Here is a 14,730-nt window from a genome sequence, read left to right on the forward strand (position 1 = left end):
TGGAAATTTGGAAATGTATGCTTGTCCAGATAACGTTTGCACGCGACATTTATTCTTTGGCTTTTTGTTTTGTGCAATAAGACGTACTTTTACTGAAAATTCAAACCATGACTTTCGACAAGGAAAAAGTGCTTGCCCTATGCAACGCCTTCTCAAAAAATACCCTCATGCAAACGCTCGACATCGTCTTTACGGATGCGGGCCCCGACCATTTGGTTGCGCAGATGCCCGTCAATTCGCGAATCCACCAACCCATGGGGCTGCTGCACGGCGGCGCGTCGGTGGCTTTGGCCGAAAGCGTGGGCAGCGCGGCTTCGATGTTGTATGTAGACGGTGCAACGCATGAAGTGCGCGGCATCGAAATCGCGGCGAATCATTTGCGCGCCAAACGCGAAGGGATGGTCACGGGCACGGCGCGTATCGTGCACAAGGGAAAAACGATCCATTTGTGGGAAATCAAGATCACCGACGAGGCCGGACAACTTGTGTGTTTGTGTAAGCTCACCAACATCGTCCTGCCCAAAAGCCAACCGTGATGCAGGATTTGTTCGATAGGATTAGCGGTCATTATAAGCAACGGCTTCCGCTGGCGTGTTACCGAAAACCGGGCGCAAATAAGCTGACGGCGGTTTTTCAACATGATGCCGCGCTACACACCGCCGATTTCAACACGGCGGGATTTGTGTTTGCACCGTTTGATGGGACGCCTTTGTTGTTGCCGTATGGCCAAAGCGAGATACACGCGGCCGACTGGCAAGCTACCGACAGCGATGGATTGCACGTGATTGAAACGACCGCCAATCCTGAAGACTTTGAGCGGCTGGTGGGCCAAGGCATCGCTGCCATCCAAGACGGGCAATTCCAGAAAGTGGTGTTGTCGCGAAAAGAAGCCGTTGCAGTACCCGATTTCGAATTGGTTTCGGTGTTCCAAAAGTTGGCTTCGGCCTATCTGTCGGCATTTGTCTATTGCTTTTACCACCCCAAAGTAGGGTTATGGCTGGGGGCGACACCCGAGAAATTGCTCAAGATCGAAACCAACAAGTTCGAGACGATGGCTTTGGCCGGGACGCAACGGTTCGACGGGACCGAGCATGTCGATTGGGCGCAAAAGGAACGCGAAGAACAGCAGTTCGTGACCGATTTTATCATGGAAAACCTCGAGAACGTCACGACCGATATCGCGTTCTCGGATCCATATACCTACCGCGCCGGCAATCTGTTGCACCTCAAGACCGATATTTCGGGAACGTTGGACGGGGCGTCCAATACCGGCCGATTGGTCGAATTGTTGCATCCGACGCCGGCCGTCTGCGGGCTGCCCAAGGAAGCGGCGCGCCGGTTTATTCTCGAACACGAAGGCTACGACCGGAAATTCTACTCGGGTTATTTGGGCGAATTGTACGCCGACTTTTATTCCGACGGAATTTTGACCGACCTTTACGTCAACCTGCGTTGCATGGAGGTCGATGGCGAAACCGCCTATTTGTATGTGGGCTGCGGCATCACACGTGAAAGCGATCCGCAAAAAGAATTTGTAGAAACGGTCAACAAATCGATGACCATCAAAAAAGTATTGTAACATGAAATTAGACATTCTGGCCTTTGGCGCGCATCCCGACGATGTTGAACTGGGCTGCGGCGGCACACTGGCCAAGGAAATCGCCAACGGCAAAAAAGTAGGCATCGTCGATTTGACGCGTGGGGAACTCGGTACGCGCGGATCGGCCGAGATACGCGATAGAGAATCGGCTGCGGCGGCCCAAATCTTGGGCGTGTCGGTACGCGAAAACCTTAACATGCGCGACGGTTTTTTCATCAACGACGAAAAGCACCAGCGCGAAGTCATCAAAATGATCCGCAAATACCAACCCGAAGTGGTGCTGTGCAACGCCATCGACGACCGCCACATCGACCACGGACGCGGCAGCAAATTGGTGTCGGATGCGTGTTTTTTGTCGGGATTGCGCAGGATCGAAACACAACTGGACGGCGCGTCGCAAGAGGCCTACCGCCCGAAGGTCGTGTACCATTACATCCAGTGGAAAAACATCGAGCCCGATTTTGTGGTCGATATTTCGGGTTATAACGAAAAGCGGATCGAAGCGATCATGGCCTATGCCTCACAATTTTACGACGCAAGCAGCGCCGAACCCGAGACGCCGATTGCCACCAAAAACTTCCTGGACAGCCTTGATTACAGGGCACGCGACCTGGGCAGGCTGATTGGTGTAGACCATGCCGAAGGCTTTACGGCCGAAAGGTATTTGGCCGTCAATCGCTTAACCGATTTGAAATAATTTTTGGCCGTTTTTCTTTGCGTTAGAAAAGTTTTACAGTATATTTGCCCCCGTTAAATAACACGGTGATTGTAGCTCAGTTGGTTAGAGCACCAGATTGTGGTTCTGGGGGTCGCCGGTTCGAACCCGGTCATTCACCCATAACGGGGGTTTCTCTGAAATCCCCGTTTTTTTATTGTATTCGAGAAGCCCTTTTGTCTTTAAAATCAAGGCTTTCGAGATGAAAAGAGGGTCTAAAAAAGCGGTTCGATAAATCTCCCCGTTATAGGTTAATTCTTGACCGAACCCGATTTTTATGAAATTTTGCTTGTTTTGCAAGCTCGCTGCATTGAGTATTTCTCTAATGTTTTTTAGCTTCGAAAATCTTGCAAAATAGGTGTTCCAATAGTCAGTTTCTTTGGTTTGGCTGAACTTTATTTGCGCCTCGACAGCCTCTATATCGGCGCCAATTTTCTTGTGCCAATGCAAAAAAGTACTTGTTCGATAAGTATTTATCCTCGAGTTTTTCTTTTTTTGAAGCCAGATCTGATTTGCTTTGAAGCAGGGCCGGTCGGGTATCGGTTTAGTCGGAGCCCCGATTACGTCGACGCTGTTTTGAATGTAAGCGGCAGTTCCCTATATTTGTACCCGCACGCACCGAGGACTCGGATAGGCTAACCCCCTTTGCCGTACTCTGCCGGTGCATTTAAGGTAGTAACCGATTGCGGATTTACTGCCTTTTTTTATTACACCATCTGAGCTACGCGGAGTGTTCAGGCCAGTCTAAAATAAAGTGAATTGGTTCGGTTGAACCCCCGTCATGCAGCCTAAAAAGCCTCGAGGAAACTCGGGGCTTTTTGTTTGACGAAATCCTAAATTCGGTCGGTGGCCGGAAAACCTAAGGTACCCGGTCATCATTCTTGAAGTCATCATCGCCAAGGATACAACCGATACGGTGCCATCGGCAGATTTCAGGTTGTCGACAGCAAAAAGTCGATTTTTGTAATCTGGGCCAAAAAGAATGGGCCCACCCAAAGGCAAGCCCGTTCTAACCTAATCCAAACCGAAACATTTTATGATGTGACAAAGTTAGGCCATCGGATGCCTGCGGCGATTAAGTTACCGTTAAGCTAACAACAATTGTAGCCTATTTTTTGTCGACCACGATACGTTCGTTGCGGTTGGCGAGTTCCCAGATTGTCGCAAAAGCCAGTTTGGCGCGTTTGGCCAGGGCGTCGTATTCGATCTTGTCGGCGTCGTCCCCGGGCTGGTGGTAGTCGGCGTGGATACCGCTAAAAAAGAATACCGACGGGATGCCGTTCTTGGCAAAGTTGTAATGGTCCGACCTGAAATAAAACCGGTTCGGATCGTCGGGCGCATCGTAGCGGTATTCGATCTTGAGCTGCGTGTATTTCTGGTTGACGTCCTCGATGATTTGTTGCAGTTGGCTCGACAACCTGTTCGACCCGATGCTGTACATATAGTCGCTCGAGTCTTCGTGCTCGGGATCGTGTCGTCCGATCATGTCGATGTTGACGTTGGCGATGGTATTGGCCAGCGGGAAAATCGGGTTTTCGGAATAATAACGCGAGCCGTGCAAGCCGTGTTCTTCGCCCGTCACGTGCAGGATCAGTACCGAACGCTTGGGGCCGCGGCCTTCTTTTTTGGCGATTTGCAACGCCTGTGCGATCTCGAGCAACGTGACCGTTCCCGAACCGTCGTCGTCGGCGCCATTGTACACCTGGCCGTTTTTCATCCCCACATGGTCGTAGTGGGCAGACAGCACGACGATTTCCTCCGGATGTACAGATCCTTCGATAAACGCCCAAATGTTCTCGGAATCGGGAAGGGTTTGGCCGTACTTGCCGTTCATGAATTCCGCGGGTACGTGCTGGTAGTAGTCTTTCGCGCCTTTGGGCTGACGGATGCGGTCTTTTTTGTATTGTTCGATCAGGTAGGTGCCCGCCTTTTTTTGTCCGATCGAGCCTGTTTCGCGTCCTTCCATTTCATCCGAGGCGATCACGAGCATGTGCTGCTTGAGTTCGGCTGCCGTAATGGTGTTGAGGTATTTGGTGGGATCCGAATTGTCGGTGGCCACGGCAGGCTTGGTGTTTTTACACGAAACGGCCAACACGGCCGATACCAGCAGGCAAAATGTTCTCATGGGTTTGGAATTTGCTCAAACATAAGTATTTCCTACCGATAAACTGTTACATCACTCCAAATTAAGTGCGGTGTACAGCATCAGCCCGAGCATAAAGAACCCGAGAAAAGTCATGTTGATGATGAACAGCAAAAGGCCCTTGGCACGCGAAATCCATCGGCTTTCTCCAAAAAAGCGGCGGTGCGAGCGAAAGAAATAAAAGAACCACCAGCACATCATGCCAATGACCAGGTACGCTACCGAGTCGTTGAGCGATTCACTGATCGCATACGTGACGCTGTCGGTCACCACATACAGCGACAAGGTAAGCAGCAGGAACGAAAAATAATGCAGCGTGAAAATGCCCGAATCAAAATAATAATGTCTTTTCTTGTCGTGGAAGAGCCACAGGAAAAGCGCAAAAAACGGCATGTACAAAAACAAAGCCTTCGGGATGTTGTGGATGATGCTCTTGCCAAACCGCGAACCGAATTCCTCGCGCGTATTTTCGCCATTGACCTTGGCCAGTCGGCGTTGGAGCCAATGCGAGATACCAGTGGCGCGTTTGGCTTTGGGTAACGACTGTTGTACCGAGTCGAATTTTTGTACCGATTCGTATTCTCCGATTTGCAGTCCGTTGTCGAGTTTTTGCTTTTTGAGTGAATCGGTGAGGGCTTTCACTTCGGGCGAATCGGGACCCTTGAAATGTACGTTGGGTTTGTTTGTAGACGATGTCGTCTCGGAATCGCTTTGCGGCAAAACCCCGATCAGGAAAAAAGTCACGAAGCTGATAAAGATGTACAACCGTACCGGCGCCAGATACGACATGCGTTTGCCCGACATGTATTCCTTGGTGAGCGCCCCGGGACGAAACAACAGGTTGCGGATGGTTTTCCAGAACGAATTCTCGTAATGCGTCAGGTCTTCGAAGAAATGGACAAAGAGATGGTGGAAGGTTTTGCGCGTGTCGCTGTTTTCCTGACCGCAATTCGGGCAGTACCGTTTTTCTACCACATGCCGGCAATTGAGGCATGTCATGTCTTTCCTGAGTTGATGGTTCCCCATAGAAGCGCGCTTATTTTGAAGCCTTAAAAATAGGAATTATTCCAACATTTCTTTGAGGAAATCCATAAAATGTTCCCACGACCTTTTGTCGGCTTTTTCGTTGTAGGCGGCGCCTTTGCTGTTGTCGTTTCCGGCCGCCGGTTCGGTAAAGGCATGTACCGCGTTGGCATAGTACACCATTTGCCAGTCGGCCTTGGCTTGTTTCATTTCTTGCTGGAACGACGCGATTTCCTCTGGCGAAACATGCGGATCGTCGGCGCCATGACATACCAGGATCTTGGTTTTGATCGGTGCGATTTTACGCGTGGCATCGCGGCCCAATCCGCCGTGGAACGAAACCACGCCTTGCACCGGGAGTCCGGCGCGTGCCGCTTCTAACGCACCCGTACCGCCAAAACAATAGCCGATCACGACAATCTTTTCCTTGTTGGCACCCGAAGCCACCAGTTGGTTGAGCGCGAGTTGGATGCGCTTTTGGTAGGCCACGACATCGGTTTTGTATTGTCCGGCCATTTTACCAGCCTCGGCATTGTCCTTGGGATAGTGCCCTTCGCCATAGATGTCGGCGATGAACGCAAAATAGCCCAAATCGGCCAGTTTCTTGGCAACTTCTTTTTCGTGATCGCCTATGCCGCGCCAGGCCGGTAGGATCAAAACGCCGGGCGCTTGTTTGACGCGTTGTTTGGGGATGGCCGCCATGCCGTTGAGTTTTTGTGCCCCGTCGTTGTAGGCGACCGGCTTGAGTTGGGCCTGTGCAGTAAGGCCAAGTAAAGTGAGGAATAAGAAGAGGTGTTTCATCGTATGGAATTTCGTGGCCTAAAGTTAATCAAAACAGCGCAAAAAAAAGCCGTACTTTCATACGGCTTGGGTTTATTTCTTTTTTTCGATTTCCTGTTTGTTCTTGGCCCTTTCTTTCATGGCTTTGCGCTTGGCCTCTTGTTTTTCCTTGGCTTCCTGCGCCTTTTGTTTGTGGAAATCGCTTTCGGCTGTTTTGGCCGGTTGGCCTTGTTCCTGTTTCGGATTTTGTTGCTCGTCCTTCTTGGTTTGCGACCAGGCCATCAATCCGACGGCAAGGAACAACGCGGTTAAAATGGTCTTTTTCATAGTGTTGCTATTTAAAAAGTATTTCATCTTTTGCTAAAATAAGATTTGCGTGGCGTCTGTTAGCACATTTGATGCCAATTAACCATTCTTTAACGAAATGACAAAACGGGTTGGGCGTTCAAATACAAACTTGGTTCCTTTGCGGTAGCCCGATCCATCCATTTTGTTAATGGAAATCTTATAAAAATTTGAAAGGCTCGTGTAACCGGTTTTGGCCAGGGAAATGGCAACTTTGGAATTATGAACCAGACCTTGCGATTTCCATTCTACGCCAAACTGGCCTTTACGTTGTTGAGCTTGATATGCATCTTGGCTTTGTTTTATGCGGCCCAAGACATATTGATCCCTATTTTGCTGGCCGTGCTTTTCGCCATCATGCTCAGGCCGATGGTTGTATTTCTTACCCAAAAACTCAAACTCCCGCATGTGATTTCAGCCATCATTGCGGTGCTTTTGTTTTGTTTGGTTTTCGCGGGAATCTTTTACTTCATATCGGTGCAAATTGGCGATATGGCCAACGACTGGGGCAAGATCAAACGCAACCTCGAGACGCATTTCAACAACCTGCAACAACTCGTGTACGAGAATTTCAATTTGAACAGACGCGAACAAGAGAAAATCATCGACGATGCGACCAAAGATACCGTGGCCACCGGAAAAGAACTGGTGGGCGTGACGTTGCTTTCGTTTACCGACATCTTCATGAACCTGATCTTGATCCCGATATACACGTTCCTGTTTTTGCTTTACCGCAACCACTTCATCAAATTCCTGTGCAAGTTGTTCAGCCCCGAGCACCACGTGAAGTTGCGCGACATTCTGGGAAACATCAAAGTTTCGGTACAAAGTTACATTGTGGGGTTGCTGATTGAGATGGTCGTGGTATCGGTGCTTACGGCGCTCGGGTTCATGCTCATCGGGCTCAAGTATTGGATATTGCTCGGCGTGATCACGGGCGTGCTGAACCTGATTCCCTACATCGGGATTACTATTGCGGGTGTGCTGAGCATCGTGGCGTCGCTGACGGGTTCTACCGATTTGTCCATAATCATCGGGATCATCGTGGTCAACATTATCGTCCAACTCGTCGACAACAACCTGCTCGTGCCCATGATCGTCAGTTCTAAAGTGCAGATCAACGCGCTGGTCTCGATCGTGGGCATCATCATAGGCGGCGCGCTGGGCGGTTTCTCGGGCATGTTCCTGGCCATACCAATTATCGCGATCCTCAAGGTGATTTTCGACCGTATCGCGCCACTCGAGCCGTGGGGCTATTTGATGGGCGACGATTTGCCCAAGACGTTCGAATGGCACCGCATCAGGTTTCCGCTGTATTCCGATACATCGACCGATACGCTCAATGTCGATTCGCCCGTAGAGGTCAAGATTTTTACCGAAACCACGACCGAGTCCAATAAAGAATAACAATAGGTAATAAATAATAAATAATCCATGCAACAATACAAACGCGTCAAAAACTACGCCCGCGGCCGCAGCATTGCGCTCACCGACACTTCGGTAGAGCATACCGTCAGTTTCAAGAAATTCCTGGTGAACCTGGCCGATGTGTTCCTGTTTGTCACGCAAGTGTTCCGCAATACGTTTGCGCGCGGGTTCGAGTTCCGCGAGTTCCTGAAGCAGTGTTTCCAGATCGGGAACAAGTCGCTCGGGTTGATCTCGATCACGGGCATCATCATCGGGCTTGTATTGACGATACAGTCGCGTCCGGTGCTTGTCGATTTTGGCGCGGTGAACATGTTACCGAGCATGGTCACGATTTCGTTGATCCGCGAGATGGGGCCCGTGATCACCGCATTGATTTGCGCAGGGAAGATTGGTTCGAGCATGGGGGCCGAATTGGGCTCGATGCGTGTCACCGAGCAAATCGATGCAATGGAAGTCTCGTCGACCAACCCGATCAAATTTCTCGTGGTGCCTCGCGTGTTGGCCTGTACGCTGATGATTCCGTTGCTCACGCTGTATGCCGATGCGCTCGGTATTTTTGGCGGATGGCTCGCGGCCAACATCAAGGGCGACATCAGCGCGGTATTGTTCCTGACGCAGGCGTTCCGTGACGTCGAGTTCATCGATTTGATCCCCGCCGTTATCAAGAGTTTCTTTTTTGGGATGGTGATCGCGCTCGTGGGCTGCTACAAAGGATACCACGCCTCTGCGGGTACCGAAAGCGTGGGCGTGGCGGCAAACACGGCCGTCGTGATGGCTTCGCTGCTCGTGATTTTTGTCGATTTGATTGCCGTACAAATCACCGATCTGTTATGAAAAAAGAAACACCAAATACCGAATCGGTTGTAGCGATCCGCAACCTCAAGAAAGGCTTCGGCCCCAAGGAGGTGCTCAAGGATGTGTCGCTCGACTTGAAAAAGCAAGAGAATTTGGTCGTGCTCGGCAAATCGGGAACTGGCAAATCGGTGCTCATCAAATGCATCGTACGGTTGCTGCGGGCCGATGCAGGCGAGATCAGCGTATTTGGCGAGGAAATCAACGGGCTCGACAAACCGGCGCTCGACGACATCCGCAAACGCATCGGTTTTTTGTTCCAGAGCGCGGCTTTGTATGATTCGATGACGGTACGCGAAAACCTCGAGTTCCCGTTACGCCGCATCAGGAAAGGGCTTAGCGAGCAGGAGATCGACCAGAAAGTACACGACGCGCTCGAGAATGTCGGGCTGGTCGAGGCCATCGACAAAATGCCGAGCGAACTCTCGGGCGGTATGCGCAAACGGATCGGGCTCGCGCGTACGATCATCGTGGACCCCGAGATCATCTTGTATGACGAACCCACCACGGGACTTGATCCGGTGACGTCGAACGAGATCAGCATTTTGATCAACGAGATCCAGCAAAAATACAAGGCATCGTCCATCATCATCACCCACGACATGGAATGTGTGCGTACCGTGGCCGACCGCATCATCATGCTCAAGGAAGGCGCGGTGTACAAGGAGGGCAGTTTCAAGGAATTTCAGGGCGGCGATGACGATTACATCAATTCGTTTTTCAAACCGCAGAACACAGAACTTAACAAGAATTAATATGGAAAGATCACAAAATTTCAAGGTGCGTTTGGGACTGTTCATCGCCGTAGGGATTGCGATTTTCGTGCTCGCGATTTTTATCATCGGCAAACAAAAGAACCTGTTCGATCCGGTGATCAAGGTTTCGTCGCGGTTCTCGAACGTCAGCGGTTTGCAGGTGGGCAGCACAGTGCGGTTTTCGGGCATCAATGTGGGTACGGTCGACAACATCCGCATCGTCAACGATTCGACGGTACGGGTCGATATGCTGATCAAAAAGGATGTGCAAAAATTCATCCGTGCCGATTCCGAAGCTGGCATCGGATCCGAGGGGCTTATCGGCGACAAAATCCTCGTGCTTTCGCAGGGCAGTGCCGATTCGCCCATCGTCAAGGACGGACAAACCATCCCTTCGAGCGAGCCGGTAGAAACCGACCAGATCATGGCGGGGCTGCAGGTCACCGTCGACAATGTGGCGCTGGCTACGGGCGAGATCAATGAGATACTCGGCAAGGTCAATTCGGGCGAAGGTACGCTGGGACGTTTGATCGAAGATCCTGCCATGGCCGAGAACATCGACAAAACCATCGTGAACCTCAAGAACAGCACCAAGGGGCTCGACGAAAACATGAAGGCGGCCAAGGAAAATTTCCTGTTGCGCGGGTACTTTAAGCGCAAAGCCAAGGCCGAGGAAAAAGCCAAGAAAGAAGCCGAAAAACAAAAAAAGAAACAAGCCGAGCAAGCGGCCGAAGCGGCTGAAAAACAAGCCGAGCAAAAGGAAAACCAAGGCAAGTAGCCAAAGGAATCACAAAAAGGCAAAACAAAAAATATTGTTTGGCGAATTTGCGTTATCTTTGATTAAATTTTAATGCCATGAATAAGCGCGAAGAGTTGCAAGAACAAATTGCAAAGATGACCATGGCCATTCAGGAAAATTACCCCGAACTGGCCCAATACCTCAAGGACATACCACAAAACGCCAGCGAAGAACAACTTGCCACTTATTATGAAGGATTGTTGAACCAATTCAGGAGCCATGTAGCCGAACACCAGCTGCAAAACGCCAACAGAAAGTCCAAGGACCATCATTTGTAAGAGGTTACGAACCAACGAAAGAAGACGCTTTTTTAGGCGTCTTTTTTTATGGATATAATCTTACAGGATTTACATCTGCGAATCATATAATTTATCGTGAAAGTTTTGTAAGGCGAACGTTGGCGCGGCTTCGCATCTTTGTAAAGTAGCTTAGCGCTCACCTTTAAACCAAAATCGAAATATGAAAAAATTGCATTGCACCTTATCTGCCTTACTGATGTGCGCGGGGGCGGCCTTCGCCCAAGACCCCATCAAACCTAATGCCCAGGACGACAACCGCGACCAGTTTGGTTTTGGTCTTAAAGCCGGGGTCAATTTCGCCAACGTTTACGACGAACAAGGCGAAGATTTTGTAGCCGACGGCAAAACCGGCTTCTTTGGCGGGGTTTTCGTCAAAGTGCCGTTGGGAACGTTGATTGGTTTGCAACCCGAGGTCAATTATTCGCAAAAGGGGTTTACCGCGCGCGGCACGTTCCTGGGCGGGAGTTACAATTTTGAACGGACGACGAGTTACCTCGACATTCCTTTGTTGCTGCAAATCAAACCGCACAAATGTCTGACGCTTTTGGCCGGTCCGCAGTTTTCGTACCTGCTAGAAACCAAGGACGATTTTAACGACGGCACGATCACGCTCGTGCAAGAAGAAGAGATTAGCGGCGATAACTACAAAAAGAACATCATCGGCGCGGTGGTGGGTGTAGAGGCGCATTGGGGCGGGTTGTTGCTCACGGCGCGCGGCGGATTCGATTTTACACAAACCGATGCCGACGGCAACTCGACGACACCGCGTTACAAAAACCAGGTTTTCCAACTCGGCCTGGGGTATACGTTTTATTAGGATTGGGAGAAATTGCTATGAGAAAGTCGAATGTCGAAAGTCAAAAGTCGAAAGACAAGACCAAGACAAACGATAACGGAAAGAAAGAATAATGACGAACACAAAAAACTAAGTACGAGGCCGATGATTTATCGTTCGACGTTCGACATTCGACATTCGACAAAAACACGATTATTCATTTAAATATTTAAGTCATGAACACAGGAAAAGTAGCACTAGGCGTATTGGCAGGTGTAGCCACCGGAGCCATTTTGGGAATATTGTTTGCCCCCGACAAAGGGTCGGTGACACGCAAAAAAATTGCCGACAAAGGCAAAGATTCGCTCGACGGATTGAAAACCCGTTACAACTCGGTCATCGACAACCTGTCGCATAGGCTCGAGCACATCAAACAAAACGGCCATGGCGCGATCGACGATGCCTATGAACTGGCCGAAGACGTCAAGAATTCAGTGAAATAATACCGGTTTATACGCCATTCAGTCATGAAAGATAAGGCAACAATAGTAGAGACCCTCGTCGAGAAAGCCGAGGAATATGCCAAGACCAGCGTCGAGCTTTACAAACTCAAAGCCATCGACAAAGGAACCGATATATTCGCGGCGGTGTTCTCGCAAGCGATCGTACTGCTGATTGTTGCCTTGTTTTTTTTGTTGATCACGCTCGGACTTTGCTACTACATGGGCGAAATCCTCGGCAAGACGCATTTTGGTTTTTTTGTTGTCGCCGGGCTGTACTTCCTGATTGGGGGCGTGTTGTATTTGTTCCGCAACAGGTTGCTCGATGTACCGCTCAACGATTTCATCATCCGTCAAATCTTTAAGGAAAAGAAAAGATGAAAGCCATTACCAACAACCAATCGCTCAACGAAGCCATCATTCTGCTCGAACAAAAGCGCCAATCCGATTTGTACCTGCTCAAGGAACAATTCGATTTTGCCAAGCAGCAGCTCAATCCGGTACACATGATCAAGGAAGAATTCAACGACGCCATCTCATCGCCCGATTTAAAGGGCAAACTGGTCAAAGGTGCCGTGGGATTACTTTCGGGCTTTTTGGCCAAGCGGTTTGTCGTTGGTTCGGGTGCGGGCTTGGTGGCCAAGATCGCGGGACCGGTTGTTCAGGCGGGCGTGACGGGTTTGGTGATGAAAAAAATCCCGAACAGCACGGGCTCGCTCAAGGACGATGGCATTTCATTGCTGCAAAAAGGGCTCGACAAAATCAAAATCAAATAAGTACCGTGGGATGCACTCGGCGGATTTCAGTATTTTAGCGTAATAATCCGGTGTGCGATGTCCAAACGTTTTCTAGTCTTCCTATTGATTTTCGGTTGCCTCCAGCCGATGTTGGGACAAACCAAGAAAGACCCCAAAACTGCCAAGGATTCGGTCAAGATGTACCGCAACATCGAAAATTATTCGCAAAAACGCGGATTTACCAGATTTCTTCACAAGCTCGTCTTCAAACCCGTGACGGCCAAACCCAAGGTCAAGAAGAGCAATTTCCAAAAGATAAAAAAACGCGGATACGCCGCAGCCGAAGGTAAAATCATACGCGATATCAACGTGGCGACGCTCGATCCGTTTGGCTATTCCGAGATCGATTCGACACGAAAACCCAACCGATGGGTGTTCAAGGCCGGCAACGCGCTCCACAACAAGACCAATGCCTGGGCCATCAAGGACCTGTTGCTCATCAAGCGCAACAAGCCGCTCGATTCATTGCTTTTGCTCGAATCGGCGCGTTTGATCAGAAGCCAGCGCTATGTGCGTGCGGTAGACATTTACACCAAGGCGCCGCATGCCGATTCCGATTCGGTGGACGTTTACATCCGCGTACTGGATTCCTGGAGCTTGATTCCCGATTTTGCCTTTAGCGGATCGCGCGTTGATCTTGAACTCAACGAAAGGAATTTCATGGGCACGGGACACCAGTTCCGCAACAGCTACAAAAAAGAAGTGGGTACCGACCGCTTTGGCTACAGTACCTTGTACCACGTGCCCAACATCCTCAACACCTATGTACAAACCAGTGTCAGCTACCAGATCGACCTGGACGACAACTACAGCAAATTTGCGAGCATCGAACGGCCGTTCTTTTCGCCCTATGCGCGATGGGCAGCAGGAATCTACTTCGACCAGCAATACCGGCGTGTGCCCATGGTCGATTCGTTGGGGATCGAAACTTTCGACACGTACAAATACAACACCCAGGACTACTGGGCGGGCCATGCGTACCAAATCTTTAAAGGAAGTTCCGAGAAAAGTAGGACCACCAACCTGATCACATCGTTGCGGTTCCTGCAAACCGATTATGTGATGGCGCCTGCGTCGGATTCGGTGGGGTTCTTTTCGGACGAACGGTTTTACATGGCCAGCGTAGGGATTTCGTCGCGTCAGTTCGTGCAGGACAAGTTTTTGTTCAATTATGCCGTGGTCGAAGACGTCCCGACGGGTATCGTGTATGGCATTACCGCCGGTTTCCAGGAAAAGAATAGCCGTACGCGGTTTTACCTGGGCGGACGATTTTCGTATGGCAAGTATTTCAAATTTGGCTATCTCGGGACAGACATCGAGTACGGCAGTTTCCATTATCAGGGCAATGAAGAACAAACGGCCATGGTGTACAAGCTCATCTATTTTACGAACCTCTTCGAGACCACGCGGTGGAAGTTCCGTTATTTTGTCAAACCCGAGCTCATCATCGGCAACCGCCGCGAGCCCACCGACGCCGACAGGTTGTCGCTCAACGAAGAACGCGGCATCCACGGATTCAACGCGCCCGTATTCGGGACCAAGAAGTTGCTTGTGACCTTGCAATCGCAGGGGTATTCGCCGTGGAAGTTTTGGGGCTTTCGGATGAACCCGTATTTGAGCGCCACGTTTGGGATGTTGGGCGATGCCGAACACGGTTTGCGCAAGAGCCGGTTGTATTCGCAGTTCGGGGCGGGCATCATCATCAGCAACGATTATTTGGTGTTCAGTTCGTTTCAGTTGTCTTTTTCGTATTATCCGACCATTCCGTTCGAAGGAACCAACATCATCAAGACCAACGCCTACAACACCGAAGACTTTAAACTTCAGGACTTTGACATTTCAAAGCCGCGTACGGTGCCTTATCAATAGCGCCGTCTTTACTCGTGGGTGTTATTTTTCCCACATTTTGTTACACGATT

17 protein-coding genes and 1 tRNA gene are annotated in these 14,730 nt (G+C 50.2%); 14 read left to right on the top strand and 4 right to left on the bottom strand.

Annotation, left to right across the window (positions count from 1 at the left end):
* The first annotated feature begins 107 nt into the window (after nucleotides 1–107).
* The 4 genes from BLP55_RS02615 to BLP55_RS02630 all read left to right on the top strand — a co-directional run bounded on the left by BLP55_RS02615 (nucleotide 108) and on the right by BLP55_RS02630 (nucleotide 2,437).
* Nucleotides 108–536 (top strand): hotdog fold thioesterase, encoded by a 429-nt coding sequence (locus BLP55_RS02615; RefSeq protein ID WP_091140780.1) that lies wholly within the window; start codon nucleotides 108–110, stop codon nucleotides 534–536.
* Nucleotides 536–1,579: an isochorismate synthase gene (locus BLP55_RS02620; protein ID WP_091140781.1), complete on the top strand. Its 1,044-nt coding sequence runs from the start codon at nucleotides 536–538 to the stop codon at nucleotides 1,577–1,579. The genes BLP55_RS02615 and BLP55_RS02620 overlap by 1 nt, the downstream gene beginning before the upstream one ends.
* Before the next feature lies 1 nt (nucleotide 1,580).
* Nucleotides 1,581–2,297 carry a bacillithiol biosynthesis deacetylase BshB1 gene (bshB1, locus tag BLP55_RS02625; protein ID WP_091140782.1) on the top strand — a complete coding sequence of 239 codons (717 nt, stop codon included), beginning with the start codon at nucleotides 1,581–1,583 and terminating at the stop codon, nucleotides 2,295–2,297.
* Nucleotides 2,298–2,361: 64 nt separating this feature from the next.
* Nucleotides 2,362–2,437 (top strand) — tRNA-His (locus tag BLP55_RS02630).
* A 986-nt stretch (nucleotides 2,438–3,423) separates the two neighbouring features.
* On the opposite strand, the gene BLP55_RS02635 is transcribed toward BLP55_RS02630, so the two are convergent.
* The 4 genes from BLP55_RS02635 to BLP55_RS02650 form a co-directional block, all read right to left on the bottom strand.
* A complete protein-coding gene (locus BLP55_RS02635; RefSeq protein ID WP_091140783.1) occupies nucleotides 3,424–4,440 on the bottom strand; it encodes a M28 family metallopeptidase in 1,017 nt (338 codons plus the stop codon).
* Between the two features lie 51 nt (nucleotides 4,441–4,491).
* A complete protein-coding gene (locus tag BLP55_RS02640; protein ID WP_091140784.1) occupies nucleotides 4,492–5,484 on the bottom strand; it encodes a DUF3667 domain-containing protein in 993 nt (330 codons plus the stop codon).
* Nucleotides 5,485–5,520: 36 nt separating this feature from the next.
* Nucleotides 5,521–6,282 carry a dienelactone hydrolase family protein gene (locus BLP55_RS02645; RefSeq protein ID WP_091140785.1) on the bottom strand — a complete coding sequence of 254 codons (762 nt, stop codon included), beginning with the start codon at nucleotides 6,280–6,282 and terminating at the stop codon, nucleotides 5,521–5,523.
* Nucleotides 6,283–6,354: 72 nt separating this feature from the next.
* Nucleotides 6,355–6,588: a hypothetical protein gene (locus BLP55_RS02650; protein ID WP_091140786.1), complete on the bottom strand. Its 234-nt coding sequence runs from the start codon at nucleotides 6,586–6,588 to the stop codon at nucleotides 6,355–6,357.
* Nucleotides 6,589–6,828: 240 nt separating this feature from the next.
* Here BLP55_RS02650 and BLP55_RS02655 point away from each other — a divergent pair, with 240 nt between their 5' ends.
* The 10 genes from BLP55_RS02655 to BLP55_RS02700 all read left to right on the top strand — a co-directional run bounded on the left by BLP55_RS02655 (nucleotide 6,829) and on the right by BLP55_RS02700 (nucleotide 14,680).
* Nucleotides 6,829–8,013, top strand: a complete 1,185-nt coding sequence (locus tag BLP55_RS02655; protein ID WP_091140787.1) for an AI-2E family transporter — start codon at nucleotides 6,829–6,831, stop codon at nucleotides 8,011–8,013.
* Between the two features lie 27 nt (nucleotides 8,014–8,040).
* Nucleotides 8,041–8,868, top strand: coding sequence for an MlaE family ABC transporter permease (locus BLP55_RS02660; RefSeq protein WP_091140788.1), 828 nt, complete (start codon nucleotides 8,041–8,043; stop codon nucleotides 8,866–8,868).
* Nucleotides 8,865–9,641: an ABC transporter ATP-binding protein gene (locus tag BLP55_RS02665; RefSeq protein WP_091140789.1), complete on the top strand. Its 777-nt coding sequence runs from the start codon at nucleotides 8,865–8,867 to the stop codon at nucleotides 9,639–9,641. The genes BLP55_RS02660 and BLP55_RS02665 overlap by 4 nt, the downstream gene beginning before the upstream one ends.
* A 1-nt stretch (nucleotide 9,642) precedes the next feature.
* Entirely contained in the window at nucleotides 9,643–10,419 is a 777-nt protein-coding gene (locus tag BLP55_RS02670) for an MlaD family protein (RefSeq protein ID WP_170826774.1), read from the top strand.
* Nucleotides 10,420–10,496: 77 nt separating this feature from the next.
* Entirely contained in the window at nucleotides 10,497–10,718 is a 222-nt protein-coding gene (locus BLP55_RS02675; protein ID WP_091140791.1) for a hypothetical protein, read from the top strand.
* Nucleotides 10,719–10,899: 181 nt separating this feature from the next.
* Nucleotides 10,900–11,556, top strand: coding sequence for a porin family protein (locus tag BLP55_RS02680; RefSeq protein ID WP_244503404.1), 657 nt, complete (start codon nucleotides 10,900–10,902; stop codon nucleotides 11,554–11,556).
* Nucleotides 11,557–11,750: 194 nt separating this feature from the next.
* Nucleotides 11,751–12,017 (top strand): YtxH domain-containing protein, encoded by a 267-nt coding sequence (locus BLP55_RS02685; RefSeq protein ID WP_091140793.1) that lies wholly within the window; start codon nucleotides 11,751–11,753, stop codon nucleotides 12,015–12,017.
* 24 nt (nucleotides 12,018–12,041) lie between these two features.
* The gene (locus BLP55_RS02690) at nucleotides 12,042–12,395 is read left to right on the top strand and encodes a phage holin family protein (RefSeq protein ID WP_091140794.1); all 354 of its coding nucleotides are present in this window, start codon (nucleotides 12,042–12,044) and stop codon (nucleotides 12,393–12,395) included.
* The gene (locus tag BLP55_RS02695; RefSeq protein WP_091140795.1) at nucleotides 12,392–12,790 is read left to right on the top strand and encodes a hypothetical protein; all 399 of its coding nucleotides are present in this window, start codon (nucleotides 12,392–12,394) and stop codon (nucleotides 12,788–12,790) included. Before BLP55_RS02690 ends, BLP55_RS02695 begins: the two co-directional genes overlap by 4 nt.
* A gap of 57 nt (nucleotides 12,791–12,847) precedes the next feature.
* On the top strand, nucleotides 12,848–14,680 hold the full coding sequence (locus BLP55_RS02700; RefSeq protein WP_139149571.1) for a BamA/TamA family outer membrane protein: 1,833 nt from the start codon (nucleotides 12,848–12,850) through the stop codon (nucleotides 14,678–14,680).
* Nucleotides 14,681–14,730 lie beyond the last annotated feature (50 nt).

Source organism: Flavobacterium caeni (assembly GCF_900101895.1).
GTDB lineage: Bacteria > Bacteroidota > Bacteroidia > Flavobacteriales > Flavobacteriaceae > Flavobacterium > Flavobacterium caeni.